Here is a 12120-nt window from a genome sequence, read left to right on the forward strand (position 1 = left end):
GGGGGCGGGGGCTACAAGTAGATCTTCTGCAGCAGCCGGATCAGCGTTTCGCGCTCGCGCCCCGTGAGCCGTGCGCTGGCATCGGCCTCGAGCTGCGTCACCGTCTGCTCGGCCTCGCGAATCAGCTTGTCGCCCGCTTCGGTGAGATGCAGCCCGACCGCGCGGCCGTCATGCGGATGCGGCTTGCGTTCGATGAGCCCGCGGCTGTCCAGCGTCGCCACCAGGCTCACCAGGTTGGGCGGCAGGATGTCGAGCGTGTTGCACAGCTGGCGCGAGGTGGCGCCCGGGTTGTGCGCCAGCAGCGAAAGCACTGAAAAGTCGATCTGCTTGAGCCCGTACGGCGCCATGCGTTCGGCGAACACGCCGCTGATGATCAGCCAGGCACGGCGTGCGTTGTAGCCAACCAAGGCTTCGAGCATGCGGGCATCGAGCCGGTCCGGCTTGCCGTTGGCAGCCGTGGCCGGCTCTGCTTTTGCGGGACTGTTTTTGGATGGACGAGGCATGGCCCAAGCGTAACCCGCGGCCGGCCTCGCCGGGCGCCTGCTAGCTCGCGGATGCCGGAGTTTTTGCGGCGTCGTGCGACATGGCGACGCCCTCGCAGGCACGCTTGACGATGCCCAGCCGCATCTCGAACTCGGGCAGCACCCAGCGCCGGAAGGCCGCTGCCGGGCCGGCCCTGGCAGCGCGCTCAGCCTCCGGCGCCTCGGCCGCGTCGATGCGCGCCCAGGCCCAGGCCATCAGCGTGAGCATCACCACGCGCAGGTAGTCGTCGGCCACTTCGTAGGGCAGCACGGGGTTGGCATGCGCGGCCATGGCGATGGTGGTGCCCAGGTAGCGCAGCTGCGCGAGCCGGCGCTGCACGTCGGCATCGGCCTCGCGCGAAGCATCGAGCGTGTCGCGCAGTTCGATCAGCACGGCCGACATGGCGGCGCCGCCGTCGGGCAGCACCTTGCGCACCAAGAGGTCGATGGCCTGGATCTCGTTGGTGCCCTCGTAGATCATGGTCACGCGCGCGTCGCGCACGATCTGCTCGATGCCCCATTCGCGCACGTAGCCATGGCCGCCGAACACCTGGAGGCATTCGCTCGCGCCGTGAAAAGCCTGGTGCGTGCAGGCGGCCTTGAGAACCGGGGTGACCATCGAACACCAGCGCTGCGCGCGGTCGCGCGCCTTGGGGTCGGTGTCGTGCGCGGCCACGTCGAGCATCAGCGCAGTGCGGTAGGCGAGCGTGCGCCCACCTTCGATCCAGGCGCGCTGCGTATCGAGAATGCGCCGGACCGCGGGGTGTTCGGCAATCAGGTCGGCGGCTTCGCTGCCGCGGCTTGCCGGCACGGGGCCGGGCGCGCGCATCTGGCGGCGCTCCATGGCGTAGGCGTCGGCCTTCTGCCAGGCGGCATCGAGCAGGCCGATGCCCTGCAGCGCCACATGCAGGCGCGCCGCATTCATCATGACGAACATCGCGGCCAGCCCGCGGCCCGGTTCGCCGACCAGCCAGCCCGCGGCTTCGTCGAAGCGCATGACGCAGGTCGGGCTGCCGTGCAGGCCCATTTTTTCCTCGATGCGCTCGCAATGCACCGCGTTGCGCGTGCCGTCCGGCAGCACCTTGGGTACGAGCACCAGCGACAGGCCCTTGGGCCCGGCGGGCGCATCGGGCAATCGGCACAGCACCAGGTGCACGATGTTCGGGGTGAGGTCGTGTTCGCCGCCCGAGATGAAGATCTTGCCGCCGCTCACGCGAAAGCTGCCGTCGGCCTGCGGCACGGCGCGCGTGCGCACCTGGCCCAGGTCGCTGCCCGCATGGGCTTCGGTGAGGCACATGGTCGCGAGCCACTCGCCGGTTGCGATCTTCGAGAGGTAGCGTGCGCGCAGCTCGTCGCTGCCATGGTGCTTGAGGCAGGCGTAGGCGCCGTGCAGCAGGCCCGGCGCCATCGTGAGGCCGTGGTTCGCCGCGCTCAGCCATTCGTAGAGGATGGCTTCGAGCACGGTCGGCAAGCCCTGGCCGCCGTCTTCCGGCGCTGCCGACAGGCTGGGCCAGCCGCCGTCGACCAAGGCTTGGTAGGCCTCGCGAAAGCCTGGCGGCGTGGTGACTTCGCCGTCGGCGAAGCGGCAGCCGATTTCGTCTCCGCCGCGGTTCGTCGGCGCCACCGCCTCGGCCACGAAGCGTGCCGCTTCACCGAGCACCTGGGCCTGCAGCGCCTCATCGACCTCGGCGAAAGGGGCGAGCGCGCGCAGCCGCGAAGGCGCGCCGAGCACTGCGTTCAGGATGAATCGGTTGTCTTCGGGGCGGGGGAGGTAATCCATTGACGTATCAGGACTCGGCAGTGAAGCCGATCTTCTTGACCAGCGGGCCCCAGCGTTCGTATTCGGACTGGAGCGATTTCTTCATGTCTTCGGGCGAGGAGCCATGGGCGATCAGGCCGACAGAGAGCAGGCCATCCGCCACCGTCTTGTCCTTGAGCGCGGCCTGGATCGCCGTGCTCGCGGCGGCGATCACGTTGGCGGGCGTTTTCGCAGGCGCGAAGAAACCGAACCATTCGTCGGCCACGATTTCCGGGAAGCCCTGCTCGATGAAGGTGGGCACGTCGGGCAGGTAAGCCACGCGCTGTGCGCCCGAGGTGGCGAGCACGCGCAGCTTGCCGGCCTTGGCGAAGGGCAGGTAGTCGCCCACCGGCGTCATGCTCGATGCGATCTGCCCGCCCACCACGTCGTTGATGGCCGGCAGCGAGCCGCGGTAGGGAATGTGGCGCAGGTCGGTGCCGCTGTTCAGGCCGAGCAGCGCACCCAGGAAGTGCGGCGTCGAGCCCGCACCCGGCGAGCCGTAGCTGGCCTGGCCGGGGTTGGCCTTGGCCCAGGCGATGTAGTCCTTCAGCGTCTTCACGCTGGCCGGCACCATCGGGCCGACCGCCAGGCCGTGCGTCATCACGGCGCCGATGGAAATGGGCGCGAAATCGGCGAGGCCGTAGCTCAGCTTGGTATAGATGTGCGGGTAGGTCGACAGGGCCGAGGCCTGCGCGAGGCACAGCACTGAGCCGTCGGCCGGCGAAGCCTTGAGCGTGTCGAGCGCAATGCGTCCGCCCGCGCCGGGCTTGTTCTCGACCACCGCATTGATCTTCGAGAAAGGCGTTTCGCCGAGTTTTTCGGCCACGCGGCGCGCCACGCTGTCGCCCGCGCTGCCGGCCGGAAAGCCGTAATAGATCTTTGCCTGCTGCACGGCCTGGGCGAGTGCGGCGAGCGGATGCAGGGCGCCGAATGCGGCTGCGCCGCTGAGTGCTGTCACGAACTGACGTCGATTGGTCATGGTCTTGTCTCCTGTATTTTTTCGAGGGGCTGGAATCAGCGCGGCGCCATGCGCAGGGCGCCGTCGAGGCGAATCACTTCGCCGTTCAAATGCCCGTTGGTCACGATGTGGCAAGCCAGCTCGGCAAATTCCGAAGGCTTGCCCAGGCGCGGCGGGAACGGAATGGACGCGGCCAGCGATTGCTGCACGGCTTCGGGCAGTTCCATCAAAAGCGGCGTGGCAAAGAGGCCCGGCGCCACGGTGCACACGCGAATGGCGTGCTGCGCAAGGTCGCGCGCCATCGGCAGCGTCATGCCCACCAGGCCGCCCTTGGAGGCGCTGTAGGCCTGCTGGCCCACCTGGCCGTCGAAGGCGGCGACCGAGGCGGTGAAGAGCATCACGCCCTTCTCGCCGTTGTCGAGGGCATCGAGCTTGGCGCAGCGCGCCGCGAACAGGCGGGCCATGTTGTAGCCGCCGATCAGGTTGATGTTGACCACGCGCACGAAGTCTTCGAGCGGCGCGGGGTTGCCGTCCTTGCCGACGATGCGCTTCGCGCTGCCGATGCCGGCCACGTTCATCAGAATGCGCGCGGGGCCGTGGGCAGCAGCGGCCTTGTCGAGCGCGGCATTGACGCTCTCGGTGTCGGTGATGTCGCAGACGCAAGCGACGCCGCCGATCTCCGCGGCTACCTTTTCGGCGAGCGCCGCATTGCGGTCGAGCACGGCCACCTTGGCACCCAGGCGCGCGAGTTCGCGTGCGGTGGCTTCGCCGAGGCCCGATGCGCCGCCGGTGACGAGTGCGGCTTGTCCTTCGATCTTCATGGTGTTTGTCTCCTGGAGGGGGTCAGCGGGGTTTCAGCGTGAAGGGCAGGGTGTCGGCGTGCAACGCCTCGACGATCTCGGCGCGGTGCTTGAGCACGGCACGCTGGTTGATGGAGCCCTTGTCGGTCACTTCGCCCTTGTCGATGGAGGGCGGCTCGGCCATCAGGTGCAGCCGCGCGATGCGGTTGGCGCTGCCGGTGCCCACGGCCGCCAGTTCGTTGGCCACCTGCTGGAAGTGCGCCTGCACCGGCGCGCTCTCGAGCACCTGCTGCATCGTCGCGTCCGCAGGCAGGCCGGCCAGCTGCCGCACCTTCTGCGTCGGAAAGACCAGCGCGCCGACTTCCTTCAGGTTGATGCCGGTCAGCACCGCGTCCTGCACATAGGGCGCGCCGGCCGCGATGATCTTGGCGCGCAGCGGCCCCACGCTCACGAAGGTGCCGGTGGCCAGCTTGAAATCTTCGGCAATGCGGCCGTCGAAGCGCAGGCCGCGGTGGATGTTTTGGTCGTCGATCCACTTCACCGCGTCGCCGGTGGAGAAGAAGCCCTCTTCGTCGAAGGCTTCGGCCGTGGCTTCGGGCGCGCGCCAGTAGCCGGGCGTGATGTTGGGGCCGCGGTAGCGCACCTCGGTCTTGCCGTCGACCTCGATCAGCTTGAGTTCGATGCCGGCCGCGGGCAGGCCCACGTCGCCCGACTTCACCTCGGGCCCGGTCACGTAGAGGGCGAAGGGGCCCGACTCGGTCATGCCCAGGCCGGTGCCCATGACGATGCGTTCGCCGACTTCGGCCTCCTGCGTCTTGTGCAGGCTGTCCCACACGGGTTGCGACAGCGCGGCGCCCGAATAGAAGAACATCTTCACGCGCGACAGCAGGTTGCGGCGCAGCACCGCATCGGTTTCCATGGCGTGCGCAATGGCCTCGAAGCCGGTCGGCACGTTGAAGTAGATGGTGGGTGCGATCTCGCGCAGGTTGCGCAGCGTCTCGGCCATGCCGCCGGGCGTGGGCTTGCCGTCGTCGATGTAGAGCGTGCCGCCGTTGTCCAGCACGATGCCCACGTTGTGGTTGCCGCCGAAGGTGTGGTTCCACGGCAGCCAGTCGACCAGCACCGGCGGCTCTTCGCCCAGTGCGGGAATCGATTGCCGCAGCTGCTGCTGGTTGGCGCACCACATGCGGTGCGTGTTGATCACAGCCTTGGGCATCTTGGTCGAGCCCGAGGTGAATAGAAACTTGGTGATGGTGTCGGGACCGGTGGCGCGCATCGCGGCGTCGATGGCCGGCGTTGCGGGCGTGGCGATCAGCGCGTCCAGGCTGGTGGTGGCGCGGCCTTCGAGCTGCCCTTCGGCGAGGACGACTTCGGTGCCCGCCGGCACGGCAGCCTGGATGGCGCGGGCATAGCGCGCGGCGTCGGCGGCGAACACGAGGCCCGGCGTGAGCGTGTCCAGCACGTGGCGCAGCTTCTCGAAGTCCTGGCTCACCAGGGAGTAGGGCGGCGACACGGGGCAATACGGCACGCCGGCATAGAGGCAGCCGAGCGCCATCAGGGCGTGTTCGATACCGTTCTCGCTGAGGATCGCGACGGGGCGATCCGGGTTCAGGCCGCGGTCGAGCAGGGCTTGGCCGATGCTGCGGGCCTTCTGCAGCGCCTCGGCGTAGCTCACACGCTGCCAGTCGCCGGTGCTGCCGTCGGCCAGCCGTTCGCGGCGGGCGATGAAGGTGCGGTCGGGTGCGGCTTCGGCCCAGTGCGCCAGGCGGTCGGTCATGCGGTCGCGATAAGGGCCGAGCTCTGTTTCGGCCCGCAGGTACTGGGTGCCCGGCTCGCCATCGCGCAGCACTGCGCGCGTGACGCCGAACGCCAGCGGACGGTATCGGATCGGGGTCATCCTTTGCTCACCTTCGCGCCGCGGCCTTCGAGGAAATCGCGCACGCGCTCCTTGGCTTCGGGCGCGGCCTGCACGATGCCGGAGATGAGTGCCTCGGTGAAGAAGCCGTGGTCGGCCGATTGCTCGGCGATGCGCGGCAGCGCGTGCATCAGCGCGTAGTTGGTGAGCGGCGCGTTGGTGGCGATGCGCTTGGCGAGTTCGAAGGCCTTGTCGAAAGCCGTGCCCTCGTCGACCAGGTACTGGGCGAAGTTGGCGCGCTCGCCGTCTTCCGCGTTGTAGACGCGGCCGGTCATCATCATGTCGGTCATGCGGGCCACGCCGATCAGCTTGGGAATGCGCACCGAACCGCCGCCGCCCACGAAGATGCCGCGCGAGCCTTCGGGCAGCGCGTAGAAGGTGCTGCGGTCGGCCACGCGGATGTGGCAGGCGCTGGCCAGTTCGAGGCCGCCGCCCACCACCGCGCCGTGCAGCGCGGCAACCACCGGGACCGGGCCGTGCTGGATCAGATCGAGCGCGCCGTGCCACAGGCGCGAGTGCTGCATGCCCTGGCCCGCGTCGCGCTCTTTCAGTTCGCTCAGGTCGAGGCCGGCGCAGAAGTGCGAGCCTTCGCCATCGAGCACCGCGGCGCGCACCGTGGAGGGCAGGGTCTCGAATGTGTTGCGCAACGCGAGGATCAGGCCGTCCGAAAGCGCATTGCGTTTGGCGCCGCGCGTCAGGCGAACGATGGCGACTTCGTCGCGAATGTCGAGTTGGAGGTCGGGATTGGTCATGATTGCATTCGTGTGTGAGTTGGATTATGGTTATGATAAATAATCAATTCAAGGCACTTGAGCGCCCCAAAGCCTAGGGACTTACCCGTACTGGAGACAACGAGATGGACCACGAGAACCTCATCGCGATCGACATCCACACCCACGCCGAAGTGAGCTGCTGGAACCCGTTCGACAACTACGGCGAGGAATACGACCGCGCCGCGGACAAATACTTCGGCTCCAGCGGCCGGCCGACCATTGCCGAGAGCGTGGCGTATTACCGCGAGCGCAAGATCGGCCTGGTGATGTTCATGGTCGACGCCGAATCGAACATGGGCCGCCGGCGCATTCCGAACGAGGAAATCGCCGAGGCCGCCAAGCAGAACAGCGACATGATGATCGCCTTCGCCAGCATCGATCCGCACAAGGGAAAGATGGGCGCGCGCGAGGCGCGCCGGCTGATCGAGGAGCACGGCGTGAAGGGCTTCAAGTTCCATCCGACGGTGCAGGCTTTTCACCCCTACGACAAGATGGCCTGGCCGCTCTACGAGGTGATTGCCGAGCACAAGCTGCCGGCCATCTTCCACACCGGCCACAGCGGCATTGGTTCAGGCATGCGCTGCGGCGGGGGCCTCCGGCTGGAGTACAGCAACCCGATGCACCTGGACGACGTGGCCATCGACTTTCCCGACATGCAGATCGTGATGGCGCACCCTAGCTTCCCCTGGCAGGACGAGGCGCTGAGCGTGGCCACGCACAAGCCCAACGTGTGGATCGACCTGTCGGGCTGGAGCCCCAAGTACTTTCCGAAGCAGCTGGTGCAGTACGCCAACACGCTGCTGAAGGATCGCATCCTGTTCGGCAGCGACTACCCGCTGATCACGCCCGACCGCTGGATGAAAGACTTCGAGGCGGCCGGCTTCAAGCCCGAGGTGATGCCGGGCATTTTGAAGGGCAACGCGGTGCGGCTGCTGAAGCTGGAAGGCTGACCGGGAAGAGCGCGGGCTACGAATCCGCCTCTTCTTTTTCGTCGAGCAGGTTCCAGTCGCGGCCCGAGCGGCGCTGCCGTTCTTCGCGCTCGCGCGCCATCTGTTCCTCGAACTGCTGGCGGCCTGCCTTGTTGGCGGCAATGAGCTTGGCGCGGTCCTTGTAGTGCGGGTAGATTTCGTCGCTGAGCAAGATGTTCCGGCGGCGGAACCGCATGGCCGACTCGCGCGCCTCGTGCGCCGGCCAGCCCAGCGCCTCGAGCGTGGTGCGGGCGCTTCGCAGCGACGATTCGAACACCTCGCGCTCGACATCCGTCACGCCGCGGTCGCGCAGCTGGAAGAGGTGGGTCACGTTGCGGGCCCGCGCGATGATGCGCGCCTGCGGAAAGTGCTCCTTCACGAGGTCGACGATGTCGAGGGACTGCTCGATGTCGTCCACCGCCACCACAATGGCCTTGGCCGTGCCGGCACCCGCGGTGCGCAACAGGTCGAGCCGCGTCGCGTCGCCGTAGAACACGCGAAAGCCGAACTGGCGCAGGCCTTCGACGGTGTCGGCGTCGTGGTCGAGCACCGTCACGCGCAGGCCCTGCGACATCAGCATGCGGCCGACGATCTGGCCGTAGCGTCCGAAGCCGCAGATCAACACCTTGGCATCCTGCTGCTCGGAAATTTCCTCAAGCTGCGTACCGGTGTTGCGGCTGTAGCGCGGCAGCACGAACTTGTCGAGCAGCACCAGCAAGAGCGGCGACAGCAGCATCGACAGCGCCACCGCGCCGATCAGGAGCGAGGTGATCTCGGGCGGCAGCACATCGGGCCCCGCGGCCTGGAACACCACGAACGCGAACTCGCCGCCCTGTGCCAGCAGCAGCGTGAACACGGGCCGCTCCTGGTAGGCGAGGCCCATGGCCTTGGCCAGCGTGTAGATCACGGCCAGCTTGATGACCATGAAGCCGACCACCAGCGCGGCCATCAGCCAGGGGCTCGCGATCAGCACGCCGAAGTTGATCGACATGCCCACGGCGATGAAGAACAGGCCCAGCAGCAGGCCCTTGAAGGGCTCGATGTCGGTTTCGAGTTCGCGCCGGTATTCGCTTTCCGCCAGCAGCACGCCGGCAAGGAAGGCGCCGAGCGCCATCGAGAGGCCCACGAACTGCATCAGCGCCGCGATGGCGACCACCAGCAGCAGCGACGCGGCGGTGAAGATCTCGGGCGTGTCGCTGCGCGCAATCCAGCGCAGCAGCGGCCGCAAGGCAAGCCGGCCGCCGAGGATGATGCCGGCGATCACGCCGACGATCTTCAGGCCCTCGAGCGTGCGGTCGAGCCCGCTGAGCGACTGTTCGGCCGCGCTGGCGCCCGCCAGCAATGGCAGCAGCGCCAAGATCGGAATGGCCGCCACGTCCTGGAACAGCAGGATCGAAAAGCCCGCCTGGCCGCTGGGCGTCTTCAGCAGATTGCGTTCGCCGAACACCTGCAGCGCAATGGCCGTGGACGACAACGCCAGGCCGAGCGCCGCCACCAGCGCCACGCGCCATTCGGCCCCCGCGGCCCAGCCGGCGGCAAACAACACCGCGGCGCAGCTCAGCACCTGCGCAGCGCCCCAGCCGAAGATGGGCCGGCGCAGGTTCCACAGGCGTTTGGGTTCGAGTTCCAAGCCCACGAGAAACAGCATCAGCACCACGCCGAATTCGGCGAAATGCAGCACGTCTTCCACGCTGGACACGAGGCCCAGCCCCCAGGGACCGATGGCGATGCCGGCCACGAGGTAGCCGATGATGGAACCCAGGCCCAGGGCCTTCGAAAGCGGCACCACCAGCACGGCGGCGCCCAGGTAGATCAGGCTGCTGGTCAGCCAGGCGGGTGCGTGTTCCATGCTCAGGCCCTGCCTTCTTCGTTGTTCTTTTCTTCGTTGGCCGCGGACATGGAGGCGAGGCCCCGGACCGTCGCGGAGTGGAATGCGGCGGACGCCACCTTGCCCATGTCGTCGGGCTCGGCCGGGCGGTCGGTTTCGGGCACCGGGCAGGCCACGCACACGTCGAGCTCCTCGAGTTCGGGCCACTCCGGGTAACTGCCCAGCCGCTGGGCGAACACCTCGACATGTGCCGCCACTTCGGCCTCGTCGGCGCTGCGCGCGCCGTGGAAGACCAGCGGCGGCAGAAAGCGCATGCCGCACAGCGCCGCAGTCTGCTCGTAGGGCGGCAGGAAGGCGTCGAAGAAGTAGCGGTGGTAGTTCTGCGGGTGGTAGCTCGCCTCCGGGCTGCCCGTGGTGGCGACCAGCCAGCAGTCCTTGCCCTGCAGCGCGGTGCCGCCGGGTCCGTAGGCCCATCCGTAGCTGAGCACGTCGTCGAGCCAGAGTTTTTGCAGCGCCGGCATCGAGTACCACTGGATCGGGTGCAGCAGCACCACGAGGCGGGCCTTGGCAAGCCGCGCCTGCTCGGCTTCGATGTCGATCGAGAAGTCGGGGTAGCTGCCGTAAAGGTCGTTCACCTCGACGCCGGGCACCGAACGCGCGGCGGCCAGCAGCCTGCGGTTGACGCGGGAGTCGCGCCAGTGCGGATGAGCCGCGAGCACGTAGATGCCGCCGGAATTGGTATCGGCGCCGATGGCGTCGGCGGCTGATGTTGTTGTCGTCATGCCGCGAACATAGCTCAAGATTGGCTCTCCGCAGGCTGCGCGCACCTCGTGTCGCTACGATGCGGGTGTTCCAGCTCTGGAGGAGATGCTCATGCCGGTGGTTCTGGTCGCCAATCCCAAGGGTGGGGTAGGCAAATCGACGATCGCGACGAACATCGCGGGCTACTTTGCGAGCCGCGGCCATGCCGTGATGCTCGGCGACGTGGACCGCCAGCAGTCGTCGCGCCTCTGGCTCGGCCTGCGCCCGCCGCAGGCGCGGTCCATCGCCACCTGGGAAGCCACCGGAGACAGCGCCGTGGTGCGGCCACCGCGCGGCACCACGCACGCCGTGCTCGACACGCCGGCCGGCCTGCACGGGTGGCGCTTCAAGGAGGTGCTGGCGCTGGCCGACCGGGTGATCGTGCCCTTGCAGCCGAGCATCTTCGACATCTACGCCACGCGCGATTTTCTCGATCGGCTGACGGAGCAGCGCCGTGCCGAAAAAACGAAGATCAGCCTCGTGGGCATGCGCGTGAACGCCCGCACCCTGGCCGCCGACCGATTGAACGAGTTCATCGCAAGCCTCGGGGTGCCGGTGCTGGGCGAACTGCGCGACACGCAGAACTACGTGCAGCTCGCGGCGCGCGGGCTCACGCTGTTCGACATCGCGCCCGGCCGCGTGCAGCGCGACCTGGAGCAGTGGCAGCCGATCTGCGAATGGCTTGAAAGCTGAAGCTACCGCTGTCGCGGGGCCGACACCCGCGCTGCCGACCTTCGCGCCAGAATGCGCCGCATGACCAAAAAGACATTCCAGACGCTTCAGGATCTTGCCGCCTGCGTGGGCCAGGAAGTCGCCGTGAGCGACTGGATCACCATCACGCAAGAGCAGGTGAACCAGTTCGCCGAAGCCACGGGCGACCACCAGTGGATTCATGTCGACGTCGAGCGTGCCAAGGCCGGCCCCTTCGGCGGGCCGATCGCCCACGGCTTCCTGACACTGTCTCTGCTGCCGCGCTTCTACGAAACGGCGCTCGATGTGGTCGAGTCGCGCATGGGCGTGAACTACGGGCTGAACCGGGTGCGCTTCATGTCGCCGGTGCCGGTCGGCAAGCGGCTGCGGGCGCGCATGAAGCTGCTCACCGCCGAGCCGATTGCGGACGACGGTTTCCAGATGACCTGGGAAACCACGATCGAACTCGAAGGCGTGGCCAAGCCGGCCTGCGTGGCCGAGTCGGTGGTGCGCCGCTACCGCTGAAGTTCGCCGCCGCGCGCGGCGCCGGAGCACGGCTGCTCAGCCGAATCCGTTTTGCCGCCAGGCCTCGAAAACGGTCACGGCCACCGCATTCGAAAGATTCAGGCTGCGCTGCCCTTCGCGCATCGGCAGCCGCAGGCGCTGGGGCTCGGCAAAGCTCTCGCGCACCGCGGGCGGCAGGCCGCTGGTCTCCGAGCCGAACACCAGCCAGTCGCCGGGCTGAAAGCGCACGTCGTGCACGGCGCGCGTGCCGCGCGTGGTGAGCGCGAACATGCGTTCCGGCGCCGGCCGTTCCGTGTCGAGCAGCGCCTGCCAGCCGGCATGGCGCTTCACCTCGGCGTATTCGTGATAGTCGAGCCCGGCGCGGCGCAGCAGGCGGTCGTCCATCGAAAAGCCCAGGGGCTCGACCAGGTGCAGCGTGCAGCTGGTGTTGGCCGCAAGACGGATCACGTTGCCCGTGTTCGGCGGTATTTCGGGGTGGACCAGAACGATATGGAACATGTGCCGATTGTCGCGGCGGCGCGCGCCGCTCTGCGCTCCAGCTGC

Annotated in this window: 12 protein-coding genes; 3 read left to right on the plus strand and 9 right to left on the minus strand. The window is 67.9% G+C overall.

Annotated elements, in window-relative coordinates; genetic code table 11:
- Positions 1 to 11: 11 nt before the first annotated feature.
- From ABIC94_RS19180 to ABIC94_RS19205, 6 genes are read right to left on the minus strand one after another with little or no spacing between them, the layout of a single operon-like run.
- The gene (locus ABIC94_RS19180; RefSeq protein ID WP_354374579.1) at positions 12 to 503 is read right to left on the minus strand and encodes a MarR family winged helix-turn-helix transcriptional regulator; all 492 of its coding nucleotides are present in this window, start codon (positions 501 to 503) and stop codon (positions 12 to 14) included.
- A gap of 40 nt (positions 504 to 543) precedes the next feature.
- Positions 544 to 2301 (minus strand): acyl-CoA dehydrogenase family protein, encoded by a 1758-nt coding sequence (locus ABIC94_RS19185; protein WP_354374580.1) that lies wholly within the window; start codon positions 2299 to 2301, stop codon positions 544 to 546.
- 7 nt (positions 2302 to 2308) lie between these two features.
- Positions 2309 to 3298, minus strand: coding sequence for a Bug family tripartite tricarboxylate transporter substrate binding protein (locus ABIC94_RS19190; RefSeq protein ID WP_354374581.1), 990 nt, complete (start codon positions 3296 to 3298; stop codon positions 2309 to 2311).
- A gap of 35 nt (positions 3299 to 3333) precedes the next feature.
- Positions 3334 to 4098 (minus strand): SDR family NAD(P)-dependent oxidoreductase, encoded by a 765-nt coding sequence (locus tag ABIC94_RS19195; protein WP_354374582.1) that lies wholly within the window; start codon positions 4096 to 4098, stop codon positions 3334 to 3336.
- Between the two features lie 22 nt (positions 4099 to 4120).
- The gene (locus tag ABIC94_RS19200; protein ID WP_354374583.1) at positions 4121 to 5974 is read right to left on the minus strand and encodes a feruloyl-CoA synthase; all 1854 of its coding nucleotides are present in this window, start codon (positions 5972 to 5974) and stop codon (positions 4121 to 4123) included.
- Positions 5971 to 6744 carry a crotonase/enoyl-CoA hydratase family protein gene (locus ABIC94_RS19205; RefSeq protein WP_354374584.1) on the minus strand — a complete coding sequence of 258 codons (774 nt, stop codon included), beginning with the start codon at positions 6742 to 6744 and terminating at the stop codon, positions 5971 to 5973. Before ABIC94_RS19205 ends, ABIC94_RS19200 begins: the two co-directional genes overlap by 4 nt.
- A 104-nt stretch (positions 6745 to 6848) precedes the next feature.
- Between ABIC94_RS19205 and ABIC94_RS19210 the strand changes: the two genes are divergently transcribed.
- A complete protein-coding gene (locus ABIC94_RS19210; RefSeq protein WP_354374585.1) occupies positions 6849 to 7715 on the plus strand; it encodes an amidohydrolase family protein in 867 nt (288 codons plus the stop codon).
- Positions 7716 to 7731: 16 nt separating this feature from the next.
- Here the strand turns inward: ABIC94_RS19210 and kefC are convergent, their stop codons facing one another.
- Complete coding sequence (gene kefC, locus ABIC94_RS19215; RefSeq protein WP_354374586.1) at positions 7732 to 9582, minus strand: glutathione-regulated potassium-efflux system protein KefC; 1851 nt, start codon at positions 9580 to 9582, stop codon at positions 7732 to 7734.
- Between the two features lie 2 nt (positions 9583 to 9584).
- Positions 9585 to 10343: an NAD(P)H-dependent oxidoreductase gene (locus ABIC94_RS19220; protein WP_354374701.1), complete on the minus strand. Its 759-nt coding sequence runs from the start codon at positions 10341 to 10343 to the stop codon at positions 9585 to 9587.
- A 91-nt stretch (positions 10344 to 10434) separates the two neighbouring features.
- On the opposite strand from ABIC94_RS19220, the gene ABIC94_RS19225 reads away from it, so the two are divergent.
- Positions 10435 to 11055 (plus strand): ParA family protein, encoded by a 621-nt coding sequence (locus ABIC94_RS19225; protein WP_354374587.1) that lies wholly within the window; start codon positions 10435 to 10437, stop codon positions 11053 to 11055.
- 51 nt (positions 11056 to 11106) lie between these two features.
- Positions 11107 to 11577, plus strand: a complete 471-nt coding sequence (locus ABIC94_RS19230; protein ID WP_354374588.1) for a MaoC family dehydratase — start codon at positions 11107 to 11109, stop codon at positions 11575 to 11577.
- A gap of 36 nt (positions 11578 to 11613) precedes the next feature.
- Here ABIC94_RS19230 and trmL read toward each other — a convergent pair whose 3' ends face one another.
- Positions 11614 to 12075 (minus strand): tRNA (uridine(34)/cytosine(34)/5-carboxymethylaminomethyluridine(34)-2'-O)-methyltransferase TrmL, encoded by a 462-nt coding sequence (trmL, locus tag ABIC94_RS19235; RefSeq protein WP_354374589.1) that lies wholly within the window; start codon positions 12073 to 12075, stop codon positions 11614 to 11616.
- Positions 12076 to 12120 lie beyond the last annotated feature (45 nt).

The organism is Variovorax paradoxus (assembly GCF_040544635.1).
Taxonomy (GTDB): Bacteria; Pseudomonadota; Gammaproteobacteria; order Burkholderiales; family Burkholderiaceae_C; genus Variovorax; species Variovorax paradoxus_R.